Source organism: Paenibacillus sp. FSL H7-0756, assembly GCF_038006765.1.
Lineage (GTDB): Bacteria > Bacillota > Bacilli > Paenibacillales > Paenibacillaceae > Paenibacillus_AQ.
In genome coordinates, this window is the sequence record NZ_JBBOVT010000002.1 from 434,372 (window position 1) to 457,562 (window position 23,191).

Annotated in this window: 21 protein-coding genes; 13 read left to right on the forward strand and 8 right to left on the reverse strand. The window is 52.0% G+C overall.

Annotation, left to right across the window (positions count from 1 at the left end; translation table 11 throughout):
- Nucleotides 1–12: 12 nt before the first annotated feature.
- The gene (locus NST04_RS18660) at nt 13–1,380 is read left to right on the forward strand and encodes an FAD-dependent oxidoreductase (RefSeq protein ID WP_341186794.1); all 1,368 of its coding nucleotides are present in this window, start codon (nt 13–15) and stop codon (nt 1,378–1,380) included.
- 518 nt (nt 1,381–1,898) lie between these two features.
- On the opposite strand, the gene NST04_RS18665 is transcribed toward NST04_RS18660, so the two are convergent.
- Entirely contained in the window at nt 1,899–3,140 is a 1,242-nt protein-coding gene (locus NST04_RS18665; RefSeq protein ID WP_341185566.1) for an MDR family MFS transporter, read from the reverse strand.
- 145 nt (nt 3,141–3,285) lie between these two features.
- Here NST04_RS18665 and NST04_RS18670 point away from each other — a divergent pair, with 145 nt between their 5' ends.
- Nucleotides 3,286–5,070 (forward strand): ABC transporter substrate-binding protein, encoded by a 1,785-nt coding sequence (locus NST04_RS18670; RefSeq protein ID WP_341185567.1) that lies wholly within the window; start codon nt 3,286–3,288, stop codon nt 5,068–5,070.
- A 73-nt stretch (nt 5,071–5,143) separates the two neighbouring features.
- Here the strand turns inward: NST04_RS18670 and NST04_RS18675 are convergent, their stop codons facing one another.
- Nucleotides 5,144–5,317, reverse strand: a complete 174-nt coding sequence (locus tag NST04_RS18675; RefSeq protein WP_341185568.1) for a hypothetical protein — start codon at nt 5,315–5,317, stop codon at nt 5,144–5,146.
- 75 nt (nt 5,318–5,392) lie between these two features.
- On the opposite strand from NST04_RS18675, the gene NST04_RS18680 reads away from it, so the two are divergent.
- The gene (locus NST04_RS18680) at nt 5,393–5,893 is read left to right on the forward strand and encodes an AAA family ATPase (RefSeq protein ID WP_341185569.1); all 501 of its coding nucleotides are present in this window, start codon (nt 5,393–5,395) and stop codon (nt 5,891–5,893) included.
- Nucleotides 5,894–5,978: 85 nt separating this feature from the next.
- Here NST04_RS18680 and NST04_RS18685 read toward each other — a convergent pair whose 3' ends face one another.
- Entirely contained in the window at nt 5,979–6,950 is a 972-nt protein-coding gene (locus tag NST04_RS18685; RefSeq protein WP_341185570.1) for an aldo/keto reductase, read from the reverse strand.
- Nucleotides 6,951–6,978: 28 nt separating this feature from the next.
- A complete protein-coding gene (locus tag NST04_RS18690) occupies nt 6,979–7,389 on the reverse strand; it encodes a MerR family transcriptional regulator (protein WP_341185571.1) in 411 nt (136 codons plus the stop codon).
- A 719-nt stretch (nt 7,390–8,108) separates the two neighbouring features.
- Here NST04_RS18690 and NST04_RS18695 point away from each other — a divergent pair.
- Nucleotides 8,109–9,338, forward strand: coding sequence for an aminotransferase class I/II-fold pyridoxal phosphate-dependent enzyme (locus tag NST04_RS18695; protein ID WP_341185572.1), 1,230 nt, complete (start codon nt 8,109–8,111; stop codon nt 9,336–9,338).
- Between the two features lie 2 nt (nt 9,339–9,340).
- Here the strand turns inward: NST04_RS18695 and NST04_RS18700 are convergent, their stop codons facing one another.
- A complete protein-coding gene (locus NST04_RS18700; RefSeq protein WP_341185573.1) occupies nt 9,341–10,633 on the reverse strand; it encodes an outer membrane protein assembly factor BamB family protein in 1,293 nt (430 codons plus the stop codon).
- A 183-nt stretch (nt 10,634–10,816) separates the two neighbouring features.
- On the opposite strand from NST04_RS18700, the gene NST04_RS18705 reads away from it, so the two are divergent.
- On the forward strand, nt 10,817–11,173 hold the full coding sequence (locus tag NST04_RS18705; protein ID WP_341185574.1) for a hypothetical protein: 357 nt from the start codon (nt 10,817–10,819) through the stop codon (nt 11,171–11,173).
- A 96-nt stretch (nt 11,174–11,269) separates the two neighbouring features.
- Here NST04_RS18705 and NST04_RS18710 read toward each other — a convergent pair whose 3' ends face one another.
- A complete protein-coding gene (locus NST04_RS18710) occupies nt 11,270–12,220 on the reverse strand; it encodes an alpha/beta hydrolase (protein WP_341185575.1) in 951 nt (316 codons plus the stop codon).
- 136 nt (nt 12,221–12,356) lie between these two features.
- Here NST04_RS18710 and NST04_RS18715 point away from each other — a divergent pair, with 136 nt between their 5' ends.
- Together NST04_RS18715 and NST04_RS18720 are read left to right on the forward strand one after the other, a co-directional pair.
- Nucleotides 12,357–12,893 carry an RNA polymerase sigma factor gene (locus tag NST04_RS18715; RefSeq protein WP_341185576.1) on the forward strand — a complete coding sequence of 179 codons (537 nt, stop codon included), beginning with the start codon at nt 12,357–12,359 and terminating at the stop codon, nt 12,891–12,893.
- Nucleotides 12,890–14,266, forward strand: coding sequence for a DUF4179 domain-containing protein (locus tag NST04_RS18720; protein ID WP_341185577.1), 1,377 nt, complete (start codon nt 12,890–12,892; stop codon nt 14,264–14,266). The genes NST04_RS18715 and NST04_RS18720 overlap by 4 nt, the downstream gene beginning before the upstream one ends.
- 454 nt (nt 14,267–14,720) lie before the next feature.
- On the opposite strand, the gene NST04_RS18725 is transcribed toward NST04_RS18720, so the two are convergent.
- Complete coding sequence (locus tag NST04_RS18725) at nt 14,721–15,995, reverse strand: APC family permease (protein ID WP_341185578.1); 1,275 nt, start codon at nt 15,993–15,995, stop codon at nt 14,721–14,723.
- 120 nt (nt 15,996–16,115) lie between these two features.
- On the opposite strand from NST04_RS18725, the gene NST04_RS18730 reads away from it, so the two are divergent.
- Together NST04_RS18730 and NST04_RS18735 are read left to right on the forward strand one after the other, a co-directional pair.
- Nucleotides 16,116–17,027 carry a LysR family transcriptional regulator gene (locus NST04_RS18730; protein ID WP_341185579.1) on the forward strand — a complete coding sequence of 304 codons (912 nt, stop codon included), beginning with the start codon at nt 16,116–16,118 and terminating at the stop codon, nt 17,025–17,027.
- Between the two features lie 35 nt (nt 17,028–17,062).
- Nucleotides 17,063–17,992 carry a tyrosine-type recombinase/integrase gene (locus NST04_RS18735; protein WP_341185580.1) on the forward strand — a complete coding sequence of 310 codons (930 nt, stop codon included), beginning with the start codon at nt 17,063–17,065 and terminating at the stop codon, nt 17,990–17,992.
- A 267-nt stretch (nt 17,993–18,259) separates the two neighbouring features.
- Here NST04_RS18735 and NST04_RS18740 read toward each other — a convergent pair whose 3' ends face one another.
- Entirely contained in the window at nt 18,260–19,189 is a 930-nt protein-coding gene (locus NST04_RS18740) for an L-lactate dehydrogenase (protein WP_341185581.1), read from the reverse strand.
- A 193-nt stretch (nt 19,190–19,382) separates the two neighbouring features.
- Here NST04_RS18740 and NST04_RS18745 point away from each other — a divergent pair, with 193 nt between their 5' ends.
- The 4 genes from NST04_RS18745 (at nt 19,383) to NST04_RS18760 (ending at nt 23,181) form a co-directional block, all read left to right on the forward strand.
- Complete coding sequence (locus NST04_RS18745; RefSeq protein WP_341185582.1) at nt 19,383–20,768, forward strand: APC family permease; 1,386 nt, start codon at nt 19,383–19,385, stop codon at nt 20,766–20,768.
- 41 nt (nt 20,769–20,809) lie between these two features.
- The gene (locus NST04_RS18750; protein ID WP_341185583.1) at nt 20,810–22,102 is read left to right on the forward strand and encodes a WD40/YVTN/BNR-like repeat-containing protein; all 1,293 of its coding nucleotides are present in this window, start codon (nt 20,810–20,812) and stop codon (nt 22,100–22,102) included.
- 229 nt (nt 22,103–22,331) lie between these two features.
- A complete protein-coding gene (locus tag NST04_RS18755) occupies nt 22,332–22,508 on the forward strand; it encodes a hypothetical protein (protein ID WP_340753410.1) in 177 nt (58 codons plus the stop codon).
- Between the two features lie 274 nt (nt 22,509–22,782).
- Entirely contained in the window at nt 22,783–23,181 is a 399-nt protein-coding gene (locus NST04_RS18760) for a DUF2500 domain-containing protein (RefSeq protein ID WP_036695387.1), read from the forward strand.
- The last annotated feature ends 10 nt before the right edge of the window (nt 23,182–23,191 follow it).

The window sequence follows — 23,191 nt, forward strand, 5'->3', positions numbered from 1 at the left end:
CACCGGAAAGGAATAACACACCAGAGAGGAGTAGATGATATGAATCCTGCAATAGAGGCAGATGTCGTTGTCGTAGGGGGAGGGCCGGCAGGAATCACGGCGGCCATTGCCGCCGGACGGCTGGGGGCGCAGACGGTGCTCATTGAACGATACGGGTTCGTGGGCGGAATGTCTACCGCTGCTATGGTCTATCCTTGGATGACCTTTCACACAGACTCAGGTGAACAGGTCATTAAGGGCATCGCCCAGGAAATTGTAGACCGGCTGCAGGCCAGCGGGGGTTCGCCGGGCCATCTGCGGGATACGGTCGGCTTCGTGCATACGCTGACGCCGTACCATCCTGAGATATATCAGGTGGTAGCTACAGATATGCTGCGCGAAGCCGGGGTGAAGCTGCTGCTGCACAGCTTTGTGGATGAGGTGATGACCCGTGACGGCGCCATTGAACATGTCGTGGTGACTAACAAATCTGGACGCACGCCTGTTGCGGGGCGCATCTTCGTGGATTGCAGCGGAGATGCCGACGTAGCGAAGCTGTCCGGGGCAGAAACGCTGCAAGGCCGGGACGGGGACAACCGCTCCCAGCCGATGACGATGAAGTTCAGAATGCGCGGCGTTGATCTGCACAAGGTCAAAGCGTATATGATTAGCCATCCCGAAGAGTTCTACAGCAAAACGCCGATCGCCGAGCTGCCGGACCTGCCGCTCACCGGAGTAAGCGGGTTCTACTCGCAATGGAAGCGGGCAGAGGTGCCGATCAACCGCGACCAGGTATTGTTTTTTGCCGGTCCGGCAGACGACGAGGTGCTGATCAACTGTACCCGCGTTCAGGGGCTGGACGCAACGAATGCAGAGGATCTGACCTTAGCGGAGCAGGAGGGCCGCAAGCAGGTGCTGCACATGGCCGAGTTTCTGAAGCGCGACATTCCGGGCTTCGAACGGGCCTCGATCTCAGCGGTAGCGCCGCAGATCGGCATCCGCGAATCACGGCGGATCAAAGGCTATTACCAGCTGACCAAGGAAGACGTCGTAGAAGGCCGGAAGTTCAGTGATGTCATTGCCCGCAGCGGCTACCCGATTGACATTCATGATCCGTCCGGCAAGGGGGTAACAGCCTCCTTCATCGCCGGAGACGGCGCGTACGATATTCCCTACGGCTGCTTGCTATCCTTCAATGTATCCAATCTGCTGGCCGCAGGCCGATGCATCTCGACTTCGCACGAAGCGCTGGCCACGACCCGCTTGACACCAAGCTGCATGGCTACGGGCCAGGCAGCCGGAACAGCAGCAGCGCTCGCGGCTGCCGCAGGGGTGAAGCCGCAGGCGCTCGATATTCCGCAGCTGCAGGAGCAGCTGAAACGGGATGGGGTAGTATTATAAGATATATAGGGCGGGCGACACGCATCGTTATTTACGGTGTGTGTTGTCTGCTTTTTGCTGGGCGTGGGTGTTATAAGCATATACATTGGCAGCTAGGCCAAATGTGTGTTGAAAACAACATACATTTGGCTAGCGTAAGGTCCATGGGCTGATTGTGTGTTAAAAACAGCATACAATCGACTGGTGTGAGGTACATGGGGCCAAATGTGTGTTGAAAACAACATACAATCGGCTGGGGTAAGGTATCTGGGCTGAATGTATGTTAAAAACAGTATCTGGTTGGGCTGGTACGACGTTTGGTGCGGCTACTAGTAGTTCAAGCTGACTTTGTGTGGGACTACCCAGCAGAGCTACAAGAGTACGTCGGCAATTAAGAAGCAGGGCTGGAATAAAGTACATTGCCATTTAGTAACGTAATAAATGTTATGTTAACTATTAAGAGGTTACTTGCATGAAAGTAAATAACCCCCCAAACCCGTTTTACAGCAGGTCAGGGGATTATTCATGTAGTTAACACCTCAAGCACCAAGCTCACGCTGTGCACTTGCTTCGGCGGCTTCGCGGATGCGAAGTCTTTTATGCGCGGTAATCAGGAAAGGAAGACCGAGCGCCGTGGTCAGCGCAAGCGGTACGAATACAGCGGGCCCGTTCAGAACGCCGAATTGATCCAGCAGCAATCCTCCGAGAATAGGCGCCATGACGCTGCCTATATTATTGAAGCCAATCGTACCGAAGTAAGTGCCTTTCCACTCCGGCTTGGCAATCCGGTCGATCAGCATATCCATCATCGTGAAGAGCAGGACTTCCCCGACAGTGAACAGAACCACGCTGAACATCAGCAGAGGGACTCCTCCTGGCATCCCGAACAGCAGCAGACTAAGGGCTACGCAGACATTGCCCAGAATCAGCGGGATAATTGGCGGGAACTTGCTGGCTGTACGCACAATAGGGTACTGAACGACCAGCACCGTCACTGCATTAAGCGACAGCATATAAGAGAAAACTTGGCTGCCATTGCTGAAATGGGGGTTCATCGCGAGATATTGCGCCAGTGTGGAACTGAAGTGGCCATAACCGAGTACACAAAAGATGGTTCCCAGCAGAACGGGAAGAAATACCTTGTCCCGGCCGGTAACTGCGAGCGCATCCAGCAGCTTCGGGGTCCGGGCTTCTCCATGCACAGGCATGCTGGCACGGTGGACCGAGAATTGCAGGAACAGAACAAGGCCATAGGCGATATAGACGATCCCTGCGATCATGAACGGGAAGGTGGACTTGGCGGAGCCGAGCTGGAGGCCGATAATCGGACCGAAGACCACACCCAGATTCACAGCCGCATACCGCAGATTGAAGACCAGCAGCTTTTGCTCCGGCGGGGTAATATCAGACAATAATGCCCGCGAAGTCGGTTCAAATACGGCGCGGCACAGTCCGTTGAGCGTGTTCACCAGGAAGAAGACCCACAGATGCTGCGCTGCGGCGAAGCCGAAGAATACGCAGGCCCAGCCGAATACGGAGACCAGCATGACGATCCGGCGCCCGATGACATCCGAGATATAACCGCCGTAGAAGCTGACCATTACCCCTGCCAGCGAGCTGACGGCCACTGTGAACCCGGTCTGGGTTGCGGAAGCGCCAAGCACCTGCGTCAGATAGATGGAGAGAAAAGGAATGCTCATCGAAGTAACCAGCCGGCCGAACATCGTTCCAATGATGATGGTCCAGGCCAGCGGGTGAATGTGGCGCAGATGTTGTTTCATTTGAATCCTTGTCTCCTAATCAGATGTTTTAAATGTGATGCATGCTTCTTATCGAAAGATTAAGTATAATTGTATAGAACAAAGGGGGAAATAAAAGTGTAAGGATTGCATGTAACTTTTCACCTTTTATAAGGAGGCTCGGAAGATGGACACCAGCAGCACACATTATCTCTGTTTGGCCGCAGCCTTGGCCCCGGCGTACAGCCACCAGCAGCCGGTTCCGGTGACGATTGAGCAGTTGACCGGCATCCTGTGCTGCACACCGCGCAATGTGAAGTTTATCCTGCGGAAGCTGGTGGAGCAGCAGTTGATTGCCTGGATACCCGGAAGAGGGAGAGGGAACCGCTCGCAGATGACTTTTTTGCGTCATGTGGATGAGGTGCTGGAGGAGGGATTCCAGGAGCTGGTCAGCAAAGGCCGGATTAAGCCTGCCATCGAATTGATCGGCCAATACCCGGTCAATGAGCCGCTCAAAGAGCGCCTGTTGGCGGTTCTAGATATGCAAATGGGCTTCTGGAGTGAACCCGGCTCCACATCCGGGCAGGAGGTGCTGCGAATCTCCCGTAACCGTGCGATGGAGAAGCTGGACCCGGCTACCGTATACACCGCTTTTGAGACCTATTTACTGGGGCATATTTGCAGTACCTTGATTACCTATGATGCACAGAACGGGGTTTTCCTGCCGGGGCTGGCCCACACGTGGGAGGCTAACGAGAGCAGTACGAGCTACCTGTTCTATCTGCGCAAGGGGGTGCGCTTCCACCACGGCCGCATGATGACTTCCCGGGATGTAAAAGAAACCCTCCAGCGTCTGATCGGACTTAAAAGTCCGGCGATCTGTCATTTTGAGGATATCATCCATGTGGAGCTGGAGGGGGACTACCGTATCCGGTTCGATCTGGTGCAGCCTAATTTCTTTTTCCTGCATCTCTTCAGCTCGATCTATATGTCCATTGTACCGTATGATGTGGATTTCGCTGCGCATCCGGTCGGCACAGGGCCCTATCAGGTACTAGATCTGAGCCAGGATGTGCTTGTACTCGGCGCTTACGATCTCTATTATGGAATCCGCCCTCTGCTGGACCGGGTCGAGATCTGGTACCTGCCGCATTTGGCCTCGGGGGTACGTCAATATCAGTTAACAGACGCCAACAGCAGCCCCAGCAGCGTGCCCGCAGCGGAAGAGGGGAGGAGCCACAGTATCGATTATCCGGCTGTCGGGTGCAGATACCTTCTGTTTAATTTTCGAAAAGAAGGCATACACCATCATCCCGCAGTCCGGAAGGCCATGCGTATTCTCTACAATCAGCTTGCCCTGATCCGTGAGCTGGGAGGCAACCGGATTAGGCCGGCGGACAGCTTCCTTCCCTGGCAGAGCAGTGAACGGGAGTTCGAAGAACCATTATTAGAGGAAGCGAGAGTGCTGCTTCAGGAAGGCGGCTACCGGGGAGAGACAGTGAAGCTGGCCTACCGCACGCACCAGGAGGAGCGGGATGAGGCGCTTTGGCTGCAGGAACGTAGCAGGAAGATTGGATTACAGCTTGAGCTGTATCCTTTAGCAGAGTACGATCTGCCGGACTTAATCCACCATGCGGATCTTGTAATCTGCGAAGAAGTGCTGGAGGATGACTGGCAGTGGGGAATGATCAATTACTTCCGCAACGAGTCCAATTATCTGCATCACCTGCTGCTGGACAGCCAGAAATCTGAGTTGAAAGAGGTACTGATGCCTTTCGACCGGCTGGATGCCGGGGAGAGGGCAGACGTGCTGGAGCTGGCCGAAGACAAGCTGCGGGATAACGGGTGGGTACTGTATGGCTGTCACATGAATAAAAAAGCGCAATTAAGTCAGAATTTGTTCGGCCTGGAACCCGGCTCCTTCGGATTTCTGGATATCTCCAAGCTGTGGGTGAAATTGGGGTTTCAGTAGGCAAAAAGAAACGGCTGCTCCTGAAGGGGAGACAGGCCGTTTTTTTATGATACATTTAAAATTACAGCGTAATTCAGACCGCTTTCTGCTGCTTGCCGTCACATTTTTTGCAGACCGTCAGCTTCTCGCCCTCTGGGCCCTTGCCGAAATACAAAAGCTTAATCCGCGTGCTGCCGCAGATCGGACAGGTGCCTCTGGCCCGGGAGGGGGTATTGTAAAGTGCTTTGCCGCGCTTATTCTTGGACATGTGAATTCCCACTTTCATCTGTAATACTCTATCCTATGCCTTATTCAGCTGAAAAATCATTCGAAGGAGGGCATTATGAAAAAGCTTGTTATCGTAAACGGAACCATGGGAGTGGGAAAAAGTACGATTGTCAGTAAGCTATATAAAGAATTACAACATTCGGTATGGCTTGATGGAGATTGGTGCTGGCAAATGAACCCCTGGAAGGTTACCGAAGAGAACAAAACTATGGTAATGAATAACATCCATTTTATACTTAATCAGTATCTTGACAATTCCATGTTCGAGTATGTCTTCTTCTCTTGGGTGATTCATAAGGAAAGTATATTAGATGAAATTCTAGTAGGCTTGAAGGGAAAGGAATATGAGCTAATAAAAGTTACGTTAATGTGCTCTGAGGAAGAGTTGATAAAGCGTATGCGTCAGTATGCGAGGAGTGAGAGTGAAATTAAAAATAGCATCAACCGGTTAGAAAATTACAAAGAAATGAATACACGAAAGCTGAATACGAACGGTAAGGAGATTGATGTCATTATAAAAGAGCTTCTACATATTATTGAGAACAATAATGTGTAGTTACACCGATTAATTCATCTTCTATTCATCTCCACATTCAAATGGTCCACAGGTTCCGTGGACCATTGCTTTTTCTTCATATAGTCTAGCCGTCCAGCAGCGTCATCTGTTCTTTCATATAACGTGTGCCGTGAACGTCATGCTTGGGGCTGACCTGCTCGATGCGTTCCAGGTCTTCCTTCGTAAGAAGGATATCTGCCGCAGCCGCATTTTCCTCCAGATACTTGATACGCTTCGTACCCGGGATAGGCAGTGCACCGCCAGAAATCGTCCAGGCAATAGCTAATTGGGAAGGGGTGCAGTCCTTCTCCGCTGCAATCTCCTTAATCTTGTCGACAACCTCAATGTTCTTCCGGAAGTTGTCTCCTTGGAACCGCGGCATCCATCTGCGAAGATCGCTTTCGGCAAGGTCCTCGAAGGTGCGGAGCCCGCCGGAGATAAAGCCCCTGCTCAGTGGACTATAGGCCACATGGGTAATCCCCAGCTCTCTTACGGCAGGGAGGATCTCCTCTTCGATGTCACGGCTCCAGAGCGAATACTCACTCTCCAGCACGGAGATCGGATGCACGGCATGAGCGCGGCGGATGGTGGAGGCGGAAGCCTCGGACAGGCCAAGCGCCCGGACTTTACCTGTCTTGACCAAGTCTGCCATCGCTCCGACCGTTTCCTCAATTGGGATTTGCGGATCAACGCGATGTTGATAGTAAAGATCAATGTAATCCGTATTCAGACGGCGAAGGCTATCCTCTACTGCTTGCTTAACGTAATCAGGATGACCGTTGATGCGCTCGTAATTCGGAGTGTACGAGAACTTGGTGGCGATAATGGCTTGCTCGCGGCGTCCTTGAAGTGCACGGCCGAGCAGCTGTTCGTTATGCCCGTTCCCGTAGACGTCCGCAGTATCGAACATCGTGACGCCTATGTCCAAAGCGCGGTAGATCGTTTGAATCGACTGTTCATCGTCAGTCACCCCGTAAATACCTGGAGACATCCCCATAATGCCCAGTCCGATCGAAGAGACGCGAATATTGCTATTGCCCAAAATTCTCTGCTTCATTTGTTCATCCTCACTTTCGTGTTTGTTGTCACTCTGACTCCTCCATCTTCATTAACAATTGGCTCTCGGAAGGAAGGGTACCTTTCTCGATGTCTTCGTATATGGACAGTTTGTTATTGACAGCGTCGAGCGCTTCGGCCAATTCGTTCTGGCGTCGAAATAATTCCTCCTTGTACTGGTTTAAGATCGCCTTGCGCTGTGGAATCGTGGAATCTCCATCAAGCGCAAGATTTACCATCTCCTTCAGCAACGACAGCTTCATCCCGGTTGCCCGGAAACAGGTCATCAGCCTCATCCAATCCAGATGATCTTGTTCGAACAGCCGGTTCCCGTTCTTATCCCGCTTAATATAAGGCAGCAACCCCTCTTTCTCATAAAAACGTATCGTATGCGCCGGGCAACCCAGCCGCTCTGAAGCTTCTTTGATTGTGAATGTCATGGACCGTATCACTCCTTATCGGTTATTTTCCTGCGGAATGGGCGGGTTCTTTCTTATCCTAAGCCTTAAAGAGCACTTTAAGGCAAGCGTTATTTTAGGAGACAGCGGTTATCGTCCGGATCACAAAACTGGAGCGATTAAGGCAGACCAATGCAGTAAAAAAAACATCCTAATGGATGAATAAGATTACCTTCGAGTGAGCACAATGTATGCTGTTTTTGACATGCATTGGGTCCATATTCCTGCTTGCGAGTACAATGTATGCTGTTTTTGATATACATTGGGTCCAGATGTCTGCTTGTGGGCACAATGTATGCTGTTTTTGACATACATTGGGTCCAGATGTCTGCTTCGGGCACGGTGTATGCTGTTTTTGACATACATTCAGGCCGTGTGTCTGCTTGCGAGCACCATGAACTTCTGTAAATGTACACACACCGTTTCTATGAAGCAGGAACCTATAGTTTTCTATACATCAAATACCTCAAAAAAACAGCGTATAACATAAATTATACGCTGTTTCGCTTCAAATCGATTTTTATATCACTTCCCGCACTAGTTGTCACCTTTAATAGAGTGATTTTGGTAGAATAATATATTAATAATGGAATTAATACCCATGAGGAGGGCGTTGCAGAGAATGTGACTGTTCTTTCTCCTCTTCGGATTGCGAAACCCATGCTATACTATTTTAAAATACATACGCTGGAGGGAGTCCATTGATTCATAGCAGCAAGCAGCAGAAATGGAGATCAGACAAGCTGTCTCATCTCGGATCATCGATCTTTGCGGAGGTGGCTGCCTGGAAGGCAGAGGCCCAGCAATCGGGCCTTAACATCATCGATCTTGGAATTGGCAGCCCCGACCGGGCACCTCTGCCGGAGATTCGTCAGACGTTAAGTGATGCGGTACTTCGGGAGGATAGCTATGCTTATCCGTCATCCAAAGGAAGTACAGCCTTTCGGAATCAGGCGGCAAAATGGATGCAGTGGCGTTTCGGCGCAGAGGTAGATCCCGAAGAGGAAATCGTATCATTGATGGGCTCGCAGGACGGACTCTCGCATCTGGCGCTCGCTGTCTGCAATCCGGGCGATCTGGCGATTGTGCCGGACCCCGGCTATCCCATCTATTCAGGAGCGCTGGCTATAGCGGGGGTTAGGTCTTGGCCGCTGCCGCTTTTGGAGGAGAATGCGTTCCGGCCGGATCTGGAGAGTATTCCTGAGGAGGTGTGGCGCGAAGCGGCTTTTATCCTGCTCAGTTTTCCCGGTAATCCAATTTCGGTTACGGTGGATCTGGCTTATATGGAGCGGCTGGTGGAACTTGCCCGTAAGTGGGATGTTCTGGTTGTACATGATCTGGCATACTCAGAGATGGGCTTCGACGGTTACCAGCCGATCAGCATCCTGCAGGTACCTGGGGCGCGGGACACTGCCGTTGAATTTCATTCCTTCTCCAAAAGCTTCAACATGGCCGGCTGCCGCATCGGCTTCATGACGGGTAATGCTCAGGCAGTAGGGGCGCTGCGGGAGCTGAAAAGCAATGTGGATTACGGCGTCTTCGAGCCGATTCAGGAAGCGGCGGTTGCCGCGCTGGAGCAAGCGATGGCCTCCGGGCCGGACCAAGGTGTGGCTGCACTGTATGAGCGGCGGCGGAATCTAGTGGTAGAGGCGCTGTATCTTGAAGGGTGGGCCGTATCCTCGCCGGAAGCTACTATGTTTATTTGGGCAAGACTGCCGGATGCCTATGGAATTCAAGGAGAAGCGGGAAGATCGCGCCGTTTCGCTCGAGACCTGCTGCTGAGAACTGGAGTTGCGGTGATTCCGGGAGATGCTTTTGGCAGCCAGGGGGAAGGGTATGTGCGGATTGCGCTGGTTGAGGAGGAAGAGCGGCTCCTAGAAGCCGCCCGGAGAATCGGGGAGTTTCTGCGAACAATTCCTGGAGGCTGCTAACATTACTGATACTCAGCGGGCAAAGTAACAGCAATGATATTGTTTTCGGTAGGAATGATTGCTGTTCCGTTCACAATGGAAATGACGCCGAAGCGGGGAGAGGACGCCCCGCTTCGGATCATTCCCAGCAAAGCACCAGTATCGGCATGATTAATTGAGATATTGCCGTTCGAATATATGGCGAATACAGCATGGCTGGTACGCTGAAGCTGCATCACCGGTTCTGCCGGATGATCGAAGACAACGACACTGTCGTCGGCAAGCCGGATTCCGCTGACCTGCGTCCCTTGCTGGAAGTACGCCATTCCGCCAATGGGACCGGTTAGCCAGTTGCCGTAGCTTGCATAGCTTTTGAAGCTGGCCGCTGTGTCCCTACTTCGTGTGAAGCGGGTAAGAACGTATTCGTCCTTGCCGTTAACAGTGTTGACCGAATACAGATAGGAATTCTGAATGGAAGCCGTATAGCTGCTGAGCCCGGACACATTGCCGTGCGGCTTATACTTCTCTTGCCCCGAAATCTTGCCGGTAACAGGATTAAGCTGCACCAGAGTGATCTGGTATCCAGGCACTTGCTCCTGCAACACCAGCTGTCCCTTCTCGGAAGTCACATAGCTGTGTAAACCCTCGGTTCTCCAGAGACGTTTACCGGTGGACGGGTCCAGGCCGAAGAATTGTGTGCGAATATTATCAACGGTGCTGGAAGCTACAATTACACCGGAGAATTCACCGTAGATCTTCCCGGCGTACATTGGAATATCTTTGTTCTCCCACAGCTTTTTACCAGTAACAGGATGATATGCCGCCATTCCTCCGCTCTCGTTAGCGAAATAGAGGGTCCCATTAATCAGGCGGGCTTGTCCGCCAATCTCCATTGGCTTGGCTGATAGCTTAACCTTCCAGACCAGCTTGCCGGTAGAAGCGGATACTTTGACGAGCTGTTCCTGATTGTTAATGAAGAATACGGAGTTAGAGGTGAGAATCTGGGGGTGCTCCCCCTGTTTGTAGGACCATAGGGTCTTGCCTGTAGCTATATGTTTCGCATATAACATATTTTTGTGGGAATAGTAGAGGGTGCCGTTCATAACCGCTTGCTGCTGGTCATATATTCCGGTACCATCCGCAGATACTTGCCACAATGGTGTCAGCAGTGCATTTGCGGAGGAGGAAGTAGTGGCTGATGAACCTACAGATGCTGCATGTGCAGTGGATACAAGAACTGTTGAAGTGCCGGAACTGGCCGTGGACAGCAGAGAAAGAGTAAGTAAGCTGGTGAAGAACGGTCGGAAAGATGACAATAGATTCAGCTCCTTGGTAAATTTTGTTCTATACAATAAGACGCTGAAATCTTCAAATGGTTGCTGAACCAGGAATGACAGTATTGTAAGGTAACATAATCAATATTATGTTACCTTATTTAATTCGCGGATCATCATTCGGGGTAATAAGGATCAACTACAGTTATTCAGGAGGTTGGCCTTATGGGATTTAACATTGGAGGATTAGGCGATAAAATACAAGGAGTGGTCGGTTCCCTCAAAGACGGCCGTGTAGGTGAATTACTGCAGAAATTGCCGCTGGACAAGCTGCCTCTCGAGCAACTGCTGCAGAAGCTGCCGCTGGAGCAGCTTCTATCGAGTTCTTTTCTGCAAAAGTTCACTCCCTTCGAGTCCGTGAAGGATCTGCTGCAAAAAGGAGGATTCTCTGCCGGCTCGGCAGAGGAGATGAAGTCGCTCCCGCAGGATCAGCTTGACGAGCATGTATCAAAGACTACTTCCTTCGGTTCACTGAAGGATATGCTGATCAAAGCAGCGGAGTTCTATTCCCAGCGGAAATAGACGATATCTACAAGCAGATTTACACGAAACGAAAGAAGCCCGCAGCGGAGTGATGTTCCGTTACGGGCTTCTTTATGTTTCAGAGGATTGTAGGGGTTATTGCTTTAACCAAGCTGTAGCCAGCAGCAAAGCTCCTTGGTTAGCCTTAGTATCTGCCAGAGCGTTCAGCATCACGAAATCGTGGATGATGCCCTGGAAGCGTACGGCTGTGACAGGGACTCCGGCTTCGCGGAGCTTGTTCGCATAATCCTCACCTTCATCTCTGAGAACATCGGCTTCACCAGTGATAATCAGGGCTTCCGGGAGACCGCTAAGCTGGTCCAGACTGGCCCGCAGCGGAGAGGCTGTAATCTGTGCCCGCTGCTCAGGATCGGTGGTATATTGATCCCAGAACCATTTCATCCCCTCGCGCTGGAGGAAATAGCCTTCTGCGAACTGATGATACGATTCCGTATCGAAGGAAGCGTCTGTAACCGGATAGAAAAGCAATTGCTTAGAGATGGCCGGACCGCCGCGCTCTTTGGCCATTAGGGTAATGGCAGCAGTCATGTTGCCACCGACACTGTCTCCAGCGACACTCAGCCTGGAGGCGTCAAGTCCGTACGTGGAGCCTTCACTAGCAATCCATTCCAGAACCGCGTAGATTTCTTCAATGGCCGTTGGATATTTGGCTTCCGGGGAGAGGCTGTATTCCGGGAAGACCACGGCAGCACCCGTGCCCACAGTCAGCTCGCGGATGAGCCGGTCATGCGTGTGGCTGTTGCCGAAGACCCAGCCTGCTCCATGAATATAGAGAATGACTGGCAGGGAAGTGCCGGAGGTGCCCACCGGACGGACAATGCGGACCTTCACTTCACCGCCGGGACCGCCCGCTACAGTCAGATCCTGAAGATCTGCCTCGGGTTTTTCGATATCGCCAGCCTGAACGGTGTTGACCGTTTCGCGGCCTTTTTCCGGACCCAGATCGGGCAGGAAGGGAGGCTTGGCATTATCATCGGCGAATTTCTGAGCTGCTGGTTCAAGAATAACTTTTTTATGATCAGACATAGGTTACAGTCTCCTTCTCCTAGCAGATTAGGTCAAGCTCTTCTCATCCATAACCGCCTGACAAGTTTCTGAAACGTAAATCGAACGGATGGCCCGGTTCAAAGTGTATATCCAGTAAGAAAGGGGGGAAGCGAGCGTGAAGGATTATCCCATCACAGAAGAGCAGGCCAAGGAAATGTTTGAAGCACACTCCGCTTATATTTATGGGATTGCCCTTATGATGACCAAGCAGCGGGTGCTGGCCGATGATCTTACCCAGGAGACTTTTCTGCGTGCCTTTGCAAAGTATCATTTGTATGATCCCTCCAGGCCGCTTCGGCCTTGGCTGTACCGGATTGCCGTCAATACGTCCCGTAATCTGTTACGCAGAAAGACCTGGATACAACTGCTGGCGGGCGTTCCTGTAGAGGGAAAAGAGCACTCCGCCGAGAGCTTCGCTCTGCATAGTGAGAATCAGCTGGAGTTATGGCAGGCAGTCAGCCATCTGTCCGTGAAGCTGCGCGAAGTGATTACCCTGCACTATTATGCCGGATTATCGCTTCCCGAAACCGCAGAGGTATTAAGTATTCCGCTGGGAACCTGCAAATCCAGGCTTCATGCGGCACTGCGCAAGCTGAGAGAATGCGGCGATCTTGACCCCGGCGTGCTGATGATGAAGGAGGGGCTTAAATGACGACAGCTAAGGACAGGCTGGATGCTCAATCCGAGGCAGTAACCGCACAATTGCAGCAAGAAGCTGAACACATGATTCATAGTATGCCTTCTTCTGTTCATTTTGATGAATTGTGGCAACTGCATATAGGAAGATTAAAGGAAGCACCAAGGGGCAGACGCCGGTTATCACCATACAGGAAGTGGATCATCGGCGCTGCAGCTGCTCTGGGCATTACAGCCGGAATAATTGTTGGGATCGGATTCATCTCGCCCCCGGTAGCAGAGGCGCTGCGAGTCATTCCTTTCTTCGATTATCTGTATGACAAAGGTGCTGACCGCGGGGAGTTGAGGCCGATTGAACAGAAGCATCTCAGCAATCCGGCAGGCGCACTGATTACCGATAAAGGCATTACCTTCAATCTGGTAGAGGAATACTATGACGGTATTTCATTGGTGATTAATTATGAGGTGACCTACCCGTCATCCTCAGAGCCCATTACCGGCAAGGAAGCGGCAGTCTTCTATAAACTCAATTTCGAAGGACATCATCCGCAAAGAATCTCCAGCCACGATTTTACGATTACAGGAGATCATACCTTCGTAGGTACAACCCGTCTAAGCTTCGGGGACAAGGACCTGCCGGATCAGCTTAGGCTTAATATGAGTATTGATTGTATCGGGACAACAAGGGGGAACTGGGATGTATCTGTCCTGCTGGATAGGGAAAAGAGTGCCGCGCTAAGCACAACCGTATATCCCAAGGACTTGGATTTCACGTACGATAACTCACTTTACACTGTAGACAAGCTGACACTGGGTCCTGTAACTTCGCAAGTGATTGTGATGAAAAGTTATCCTCATCCATGGCTTTATGTAATGCTTGAAGATGAAATTGGGACCTTGTATATGAATAAAGGTGGAGATGGGGCGACTGAAGAGTACTATTATTTCAACTTCTCTCCGCTGACAGAATTTAATCCCAAACCGGAATACATGACCCTGATCGCCTATGAGACACTAGAAAATAAGCAAATTAAATCAGAAGAAGATCGCCAGAGCCTGAATGGATCATTACCGTTAACGCTGCAGGGGAATCAGGGAGGAACGGTTACAGTTACGGCTGTTGATTACGAGGAGAAGCAGACAGTTGTATACTATGAGGCCAGTCAGGTGATGAGCCAGTTAACCGAGCTAACCTTACTGCAAGGACAAAATCAGCCAATCACACAAACAGGACAGCCGGTGCGGATTAGCCGGGATAAACTGGCGTTTAAGCTGATTTTCCCGCCCGTGCAGCCTTCTGATAAGCTTGAGATTATGGCCCGGTACTTCTCCTATCCAGAGGATATACAACAATTCCGTTTGCGGATTCCGATTCAGTGGAACGAATAGCTGCTGAAATTCAACGTTTATCAAAGATTGGCCGCGACTGTCCTGCCAGGGACGGGCGTGGCCTATTTGTAGTTGGAAGGATGTGACTTTGAATGATCCGTTTGAATCATCCGTATGAAGACTTTGTTTGCAGGTATGCAGGTGATTTTGATTAAAGAATTAACGAAAAGCAAAAAGAAGCGGAGGGGAAATTTGGAACTGGAGGAGCGATAGCGTCCGCCTGAAAGCTTTCCGCAGGAAAGCTCACAACGGAAGCATAGGCTTGATTTGGATTTCTACCGCGAAGAGCGGTTATGATCAGGAAATCTAAATACAACAGCGGCCGGAGGGCCAAATGTTCACCGCAGCGACGACCAGGCTTCGAGTCCAGCCCTTAAGTATGTAGCATTATAGTACCTTCCAGACCAACTCCAAAGTGTTTAGCAGTCCAAAGTGTGTAGCATTACAATCCCCCTCATCGCTCCCCCACACGCCCTACCCCGGATCTCAAATAGTCCACCCCGGCAAACACCACCGTAATCAGCAGCGGGTAGAGAATCGCCCAGCCTGTGAACGGGAACACGGCCAGTGTGGCGGCAAAAGAAATGAAGCTGATCGTTACGCCCGTACGGCTGCCGCGCAAGAGGCGGATTCCGGCGGCGCAGCCTCCGATATAGGTAAGAATGAAGGTGGCGTTGGGAAAAGTGATCAGCGTGGTTATCGAGAGTGCTCCGCTGCCGTAGAGCGACAATATCAGGGTGAAGCAGAGCGTCAGGAAGCTGATTGCCCCCACAGGTGTCTGATAACGACTGGATAAAAGGCCCATCCAGCCCGGAGCATAGCCTTGCCGGGACAAGGCATACGCCACGCGTGAAGCCGCACCTGCATAGGCAATGATCGTCGCTGTGCAGATGAACAGACCCGTGAGTCCGGCAATGAAGCCGCCCCATGCCCCCAGCGGCTGGCTGATGATCCAGAGCAGGGAGCTATCTGCTCCGCCGTGCAGATAGCTTTGCGGACCAACAGTAGCAAGTGCCGAGAGGAAATACAGGACACCGACAATGATGGCCGCGATGGTCACACCCTTAACCGCAGCCCGCTCCGGTTCCTTGAACTCTTCAGACAGATGCGAAACGGCTTCCCAGCCGATGAAGCACCAGAAGAGGATAGCTGCCGCCTGCCCGACGCTCATCCAGCCATGCGGCGCAAACGGAGTGAAGTGGGCACGCTCCATCCCCGGAAGCGCAGCGGCAAAAGAGAAGACCAGTACGGCAACTATAGCGATTACCACAGCAATTTGCACTTTACCGGCGACTTGCATTCCGATCCAGTTCGTTAGGAGTCCAATCACCAGCATCCCGGCGGCAAGGGCGATTCTTGCCGGATCGCCCCAGTCCATCGCTGCGGTCATGTATCCTGCACCGGTCAATGCGGCGACTGGCGCGCCGATCGGAACGGACATCAGGAAGAACCAGCCGACCAGGGCCCCGGCCTTCGGCCCGAAGGCTAGCGTAACGAAATGGGAGACGCCCCCGGCGTTAGGGAACTTGGCAGAGAGCAGGCCCATGGATAAGGCAAGCGGAAGAATGAGCAGAGTCATGAAGCCCCAGGCCAGCAGCGAAGCAGGGCCAGCCATCTCGGCGGCCAGTCCGGGTACAATTAATACCCCCGAGCCGAGGACAGCCCCAATGTATAAGGCAATGGCCTGAGGCATGCCGATAGTACGTTTTAACGAAGTGTGTTTCTTCATATGTATAATCCTGCTTTCCTTGTATTTAGTTATAGAGTATCAGATAATAGATCCATTGGAAAAACGGAATTATCAAATAACATCCATTCGAAAAACCGATGGATCAAAGGAAGGTCCGCCATGGAATCGAAGCATCTGTTCACCTTTCTCGTTGTGGTAGAGACCGGAAGCTTCACCCGCGCAGCGCAGAAGCTGGATTATGCCCAGTCCAGCATTACCGCTCAGATTCAGGCGCTGGAAGCAGAGCTGGGGCAACCCCTGTTCGACCGGATCAGCAAAAAGATTATGCTTACCGATGCAGGCCGCCGCCTGCTGCCGTATGCTCAAGAAATCTCCAAAATGCACACGATGGCTGAGAATGCCCTCCGCTCTGAGCACGAAATAGCCGGTTCGCTGCGGATTGGCGCACCGGAATCCCTGGCGGCTTTTAGGCTTCCCGGCATTATTAAGGATTTCCGCAGCCGTTATCCGCAGGTGCAGATTACCCTGAAGCCGGGGGCCTGCTGGGAGCTGACCGAATTCATCCGCTCCGGGGAGCTGGATCTGGCCTTCCTGCTGCAGCCGGAAACAGAGTATAAGGATGTGTACTGTGAGACGCTGATCCATGAAGCCATGGCTCTGGTAGCTCCGCTGGATCATCCCCTGCTGGAGCTTGCTGAAGTGGAGCCGCATCAGTTGAAGAACGTAACCATTCTGCATACTGAAGCGGGCTGCACCTACCGTACCTTGTTTGAACGTCATCTGAACAGCCACGGCGTCTTTCCTGATCCGAATCTGGAGTTCTGGAGCATTGAAGCGATCAAGCAGTGTGTGATGGCCGGTCTCGGCCTCTCTTTTCTGCCGCAGATTACGGTGAAGCGCGAGCTGGCGGAAGGCAAGCTGGGCCGGCTGAACTGGAATGACCAATCGCAGCGGGTGGCCACCCAGATCGCTTACCATAACAAGAAATGGAAGTCTCCTGCGCTCAGCGAGTTCCTCAGAATGGTAGAGAAGCATGCTGCCGGATGGAGAGAAGCTGCTGCTGCGGAATGATATAATAGTTGTACTTAAGAGGGAGGGGACGGATCATGAATAAGCTTGAACTAACATACGAAGAAGAGCTGGAGGCCTTCCTGATCTGGATGAAGGATGCCGGTTATACAGCACACACCCAGAAATCCTACCTTGCCGATGTGCGGGAATTCCTGGACAGTCTGAACGGCAGGGAGCTGGGAACGGTCAAAAAGCTGCATGTGGTGTCCTACCTGACTTCGGTACGTGAGCGCGGAGTCAGCGATGCCACCCGTAACCGCAAGCATGCCTCGGTCAACTGTCTGTTCAAGGCACTGTCCGAGCTGGAGCTGTTATCGATTAACCCGGCGGCAGGAATCAAGAAATCCAAGACTGACAAAAACCGTGAGCCGGTCTATCTGGAGGAGCGAGAGCTGGAGCGGTTCCTCTCAGCGGTGGACGGCAAGTACAGAAGCCGCAATCTGGCGGTCTTCCTGCTTATGTCCTATATGGGGCTTCGGGTAGGAGAAGTACATACGCTGAATTTGAGTGATTATAATGTAGACAGACGTTCCTTGCGGGTCTTCGGTAAAGGGCGCAAATGGCGGGGCATTCCGGTTCCGGAGGATGTGGCCCCTTATCTCGATCAGGCGATTGCAGACCGGCTGGTCCCTTGGCGGAGCAAAGAAGAGGCCATGTTCATCTCACAGAAGGGCCGCAGACTGTCGATCCGGGGAATTCAGGGCATTGCTGCGGATACCTTCAGCCGCTTCCAGAGTGAGCTGCCCTCTTCCCAGCAGCGTGCCTATTCGAGTCATAAGCTGCGTCATTCCTTCGCCACCATGCTGCTGCGCAAAGGGGCAGATTTGCGGACCGTACAGGAGCTGCTGGGTCATTCTTCCATTCAGACGACTACAGTATATACGCATATCACGAGCCGGGAGAAGGAAGAGGCGATGTCCCGGCTGCAAATCAGCAGCGCTGATAAGCTACGCGGCAGCCTGTAATCGGCCTGTCCAGCATTCATATCACTTGAAGTATGAACTTTTGTTCATACCCTAACGCATAAATTACATGGAATGTGCATTTTTAGGATGACAACTTGTCTATGAATTGCTACCATGAGAAAGGGAAAAACGGATTGTGAAATCAATCGCAACATTCACTTTAGTCGCTTAACGCGTCTTCGCGGCTTGTAAATGCTTGGATGCTTAGATTTCAAAAAAAAGGCCGCCAATCCCTGCGGATTGGCGGCCGGCTTGTTCATGCTGAAATTACAGCTCCAGCTTGGAAATTTCACTCTTGAGCTTGTCAGCGGACTGCTGGAATAAGCTCTGTTCTTCTTCGCTGAGCGGAAGATCCAGTACCTCACGCACCCCGGAGCGGTCTACAACACACGGAGCGCCGAGGAACACATCGGAGACGCCGTTGTAGTTGTTCAGCAATGTGGATACATTCAGAACAGAGCCTTCATTGTTCAGAATGGACGCTACAATGCGGTCCAGTGCAAGCGCAATGGCATAGGAGGTCGATCCCTTGGCGTCGATAATCTCGTAAGCGGCATTCTTCGTATCCTCGAAGATTTCTTTGCGTTCGGCTTCATCGAAGCCCAGATCAATCCCGGCGACATTGGCGAGACTCCAGACCGGCAGCTCGGAATCGCCATGCTCCCCGATGATCTGTCCATGAATGCTGCGCGGATCAATCTCCTTGTGCTTTCCGATCAGGTAACGGAAGCGGGCGCTGTCCAGTACCGTTCCTGAGCCGATAACCCGTCTGCGGTCGAAGCCGCTGATCTTCAGGGTAGCGTAAGCCAGGATATCGACCGGATTGGTCGCAATCAGCAGGATGGCGTGATGATTGTATTTCGTGATTTTCTGGATGATATCTTTGAAGATCGAGATGTTCTTGCGGAGCAGGTCGATCCGGGTTTCACCAGGCTTCTGGGAGGCTCCGGCTGTGACGATAATAATGTCGGCTTCACGGCAATCCTCATAGGTGCCGGCCCATAGCTTCACGCCTCCTACAAAAGGCATACCATGGTTCATATCCAGCGCTTCACCAAGCGCCTTCTGGTGGTTCACATCGATCAGTACAAGCTCGGGCATGCGCTTACGCAGCAGCAGCGTATAGGCTGTAGTGGTTCCGACTGCACCGGTACCGATGACTACAACGCGATTGGGCTTAAATGGGGCCATGTTCAATCTCCTCCAGCATTTGTATTTTGGTAGTATAAGGAAGGCAGAGCCGTTCCACTTGCTGTCCAATCTTATCCATCATAATCGCTAGGGATAGTGTTTTCAAGCTGTCCGCTTTTCATCCATTACCCGAAATAGGGTAAGCTAACTAAGGTTTTTCTATTATCCACTCAACCACTTGACAGGAGCGAACTGAAGTATGGATTTATTCCGCAAAAAACCGCTGGCCATTCCCCAGAATGCCGGAGCGGAGAAGCTTAGCAAGACACTGGGCGCCTTGGATTTGACGATGCTTGGGGTAGGCGCCATTATCGGCACCGGGATCTTTGTAATGACGGGTGTGGCTGCTGCAGAGCATGCCGGTCCTGGACTGGTGCTATCCTTCATCATCGCGGGGATTGCCTGTGTGCTGTCCGCCTTGTGCTACTCCGAATTTGCTTCGACCCTGCCGGTATCCGGCAGTGCCTATGCCTACAGCTATGTGGCCTTCGGCGAATTGCTGGCCTGGGTGCTCGGCTGGGATCTTGTACTGGAATACGGGGTTGCTGCCGCAGCAGTCAGCAGCGGATGGTCTGGTTATTTCCAGGGGCTGCTGGAGGGCTTTGGTATACATTTGCCGACAGCTTTGTCTGGAGCGTATAATGCGGATAAGGGAACGTTCATCAATCTGCCTGCCGTCATTATTATCCTGCTGATCTCTTATCTGCTTACACGGGGGGTTAAGGAGACCGCCCGCTTCAACGCAGTGATGGTCGCAATCAAGATCTCCGTAGTGCTGCTGTTCATTATCACCGGCATTTTCTATGTGAAGCCGGAGAACTGGACGCCCTTCCTGCCGTTCGGGATTCATGGCGTGATGAACGGCGCGGCTACTGTGTTTTTTGCCTATATTGGCTTTGATGCCATTTCAACCGCCGCAGAAGAAGTGAAGCGCCCGCAGCGCGATCTTCCAATCGGTATTATCTCATCTCTTGCTATCTGTACAGTCTTATATATCGCCGTATCCTTGGTCCTGACGGGCATTGTGCCTTATCAGAGTCTGAATGTCAGCGACCCGGTATCCTTTGCCCTGCGGTTCGTAGGCCAGAATATGATTGCCGGACTGATCTCCATCGGGGCGATTGCCGGAATGACGACTGTTCTGCTGGTTATGCTGTTCGGCCAGACCCGCCTGCTGTTCGCTATTTCGCGTGACGGGCTGCTGCCGAAGAGCTTGTCCAAGGTTAGCTCCAAGACGCATACCCCGGTGCACAGCACCTGGATGGTGGGCAGTCTGATCGCCGTGCTTACCGGCTTCGTTCCTCTGGACAGGCTGGCCAACCTGACGAGTATCGGAACCTTATTTGCCTTCCTGGTTGTGTCACTCGGGGTCATTATGCTCCGCCGGACGAAGACAGATCTTAAGAGAGGCTTCCGGGTTCCATGGGTTCCGCTGGTTCCGCTCCTTAGTGCGGCGACCTGCGGCTACTTAATGTATAATCTCGGCAAAGAGACCTGGATCGGCTTCATCATCTGGGTTGCAATCGGGCTGGTGATCTACTCGTTGTATGGCTACAAACGCAGTAATCTGAATACGAAGAAATAATCTTTTTAAATAATCATGAATGAAGAAAAGGAGAGAGCGCATTGTCAGCCAAAGCTTCATATTCCAAGATTCTAAGAGTGGCGTTGATGCTTCTTATGACTCTGCTGGTTCTCTCGGCCTGCTCGTCCGCCCCTCCGCCGGAGGCTACCCGGCCTCCTCAGCCGACTGAAGCGCCGGAAGAAGGGCAGATGATTACAGTCATCACCCCGGATAACAAGAATGTGGAACCCGAAAATGCAAAGAAATACCAGATTCAGACGCGGCTGACCGACTTCCGGCTGTTGAATGCTTCAGCAGGACTGGCCTGGGGGGTAACGCGCAATGAGCTGCGAATGTACATGACGCTGAATAACGGCAAGACCTGGGCGAATATTTCACCAGCTACGAATGTACAATTTCTGAGCAATCCGGTCTACGGCAAAGAGATTTTCTTCACTGACCCCGAGCATGGCTGGATTATCCGCAGCTCGTTCGGCTCTACCGAGACCGTGGTGCTGCGTACCACAGACGGAGGACACAGCTGGCAGATCTCTGCGTTCCCCGACTCCAACAAGCTGGCCTCTATATACTTCAGCTCTGGTCTGAACGGCTGGCTGATGACCAAGTGGGATGCTAGTGCCACCAAAGAGAGCAAAGCTTTGTATGCTACCAAGGATGGCGGAGCCACCTGGAATCTGGTGATGCAGAATGAGCAGTATAATCCGAATCTGCCGACTAGTTCGATTCCACATGCCGGTGTCACGACAGGGATGATCTTTAATGATGAGAGCCGCGGGTTTGTTATGCTGCAGACTGGCGCTCTGCCCAAGATCTATATGACCAGAGATGGAGGGGCGACCTGGGTACCCGGTTCGGAATTCCTGGTCAATGATAGCTTTGCAGGATGTGACCGGGTGGTTACCGGTGTCCCTGAGTTCTTCGGGAAGAATGCGGCCGGGGGCTGGATGCCGGTTGGCTGTCAGAAGGACAAAGAAGGCAGCATGAGCTTTAACGGTTATTTTACCGCCAATGGGGGAGAGAATTGGAAGTTCACCACATTCGGGCGGCCGGCGCTCTCCGGTATGAACCGGAATGTGGCACCCGACTTCCTGAATGCCATGACGGGCTGGTCGCTGGAAGGCAACCTGCTCTATAAGACGGTGGACCAGGGAGTGACCTGGACGGCCCTTCCGGCCAGCACGGTGCTTCAGTCCAAGCTTCTGGAGTATCCGGAGGTAGTGAAGCTGCAATTCATTTCAAGCGATGTCGGCTGGCTGCTGATCTCGAAGGAGGAGGAACGCAGGTCGATCCTGCTTCAGACCACCAACGGCGGCGAGAGCTGGCGCGTAATGTAATACTCTGCAAGAGGTTGTCCGTTCTGACGGATAGCCTCTTTTTTTCACATTAAATCTGCTTAAAGGCCTCTACAATATAAGGAAAAATCTTATTTAAAATTTTCTTTAAAAATGTGAAAAAAATCACATGACAAATTCTGAATCCTGTGATATATTTAACACATAGAGAACAAGTTACTTTTTTCACAAACTTTCAAACAAACTTCCAACCCGAAGAGGAGAGATTACAATGACAACTTTTGAAACGAATTATATGACTAGAAACCTGATGCAACTGTGCTACAACTGCGATGACGCTCACCTGTGCCAGACTGAAGAACAATGCAAAGCCTGCTGGGCAGACAACGGCATGATGCCGGAAGAAACGAACGAAACCAGACAACTGTTAGACCTCGTACATGCTTAATGTAACCGCCACTCGGGTATTATAGAAGGCCATTTAAGTTCCAGGCAGTACCGGAACCTGAATGGTCTTTTTGCAATTATAAGAACTTATAGGTTTCACACGATAACTTATCCTTTCTATTTCTGGCTGAAACGGTACCGTCCTATAAAAGGACGGCGAAGCCGTTTCTACTTGCGTTTCTGCCGGTGCTGTCTTGCAGACAAGAGGCATATACATGTAGAGAAGCCTATATGGGCAGGTGTGCTAACTACTTGGGAATAAGGGGGAAGAGACAATGGGAACGGGGAGTGATCCATCCTGGCTGTTCGATTTTACAGGAACGGTATTGCCGGTCTTTCTCGCTCTGGTCGTGGGGATCATCGCTGTGTCTGCGGGCCGGGGATTGCTTCAGTGGAGCCGGAACAATAAAGCCCCCCTGCAGTCCATTCCCGCCCGTATCGTGAGCAAGCGGACCGAAGTGCGCCAGCAGCAGTCCCAGGAGGATAGTCTCTCCAGCCGGACCAGCACCACCTACTATCTGACCTATGAAGCTGAGGATGGGGTGCGCAGGGAATTCAAGGTGGAGGGACAGGAATACGGGATGAGCGCTGAGGGAGACCAAGGTATACTGACGTATCAGGGGACCCGGTATCATGGCTTTCAACGGCGTCCTCATTACTCCACGGCAGAGTAGCTAAGATGGC

Excerpts from the sequence above, each read along its gene's own strand:
- NST04_RS18665 (WP_341185566.1), bottom strand. The coding sequence starts at position 3,140 with ATGAAACAACATCTGCGCCACATTCACCCGCTGGCCTGGACCATCATC.
- NST04_RS18670 (WP_341185567.1), top strand. The coding sequence starts at position 3,286 with ATGGACACCAGCAGCACACATTATCTCTGTTTGGCCGCAGCCTTGGCC.
- NST04_RS18675 (WP_341185568.1), bottom strand. The coding sequence starts at position 5,317 with ATGTCCAAGAATAAGCGCGGCAAAGCACTTTACAATACCCCCTCCCGG.
- NST04_RS18680 (WP_341185569.1), top strand. The coding sequence starts at position 5,393 with ATGAAAAAGCTTGTTATCGTAAACGGAACCATGGGAGTGGGAAAAAGT.
- NST04_RS18685 (WP_341185570.1), bottom strand. The coding sequence starts at position 6,950 with ATGAAGCAGAGAATTTTGGGCAATAGCAATATTCGCGTCTCTTCGATC.
- NST04_RS18690 (WP_341185571.1), bottom strand. The coding sequence starts at position 7,389 with ATGACATTCACAATCAAAGAAGCTTCAGAGCGGCTGGGTTGCCCGGCG.
- NST04_RS18705 (WP_341185574.1), top strand. The coding sequence starts at position 10,817 with ATGGGATTTAACATTGGAGGATTAGGCGATAAAATACAAGGAGTGGTC.
- NST04_RS18710 (WP_341185575.1), bottom strand. The coding sequence starts at position 12,220 with ATGTCTGATCATAAAAAAGTTATTCTTGAACCAGCAGCTCAGAAATTC.
- NST04_RS18720 (WP_341185577.1), top strand. The coding sequence starts at position 12,890 with ATGACGACAGCTAAGGACAGGCTGGATGCTCAATCCGAGGCAGTAACC.
- NST04_RS18725 (WP_341185578.1), bottom strand. The coding sequence starts at position 15,995 with ATGAAGAAACACACTTCGTTAAAACGTACTATCGGCATGCCTCAGGCC.
- NST04_RS18730 (WP_341185579.1), top strand. The coding sequence starts at position 16,116 with ATGGAATCGAAGCATCTGTTCACCTTTCTCGTTGTGGTAGAGACCGGA.
- NST04_RS18735 (WP_341185580.1), top strand. The coding sequence starts at position 17,063 with ATGAATAAGCTTGAACTAACATACGAAGAAGAGCTGGAGGCCTTCCTG.
- NST04_RS18745 (WP_341185582.1), top strand. The coding sequence starts at position 19,383 with ATGGATTTATTCCGCAAAAAACCGCTGGCCATTCCCCAGAATGCCGGA.
- NST04_RS18755 (WP_340753410.1), top strand. The coding sequence starts at position 22,332 with ATGACAACTTTTGAAACGAATTATATGACTAGAAACCTGATGCAACTG.
- NST04_RS18760 (WP_036695387.1), top strand. The coding sequence starts at position 22,783 with ATGGGAACGGGGAGTGATCCATCCTGGCTGTTCGATTTTACAGGAACG.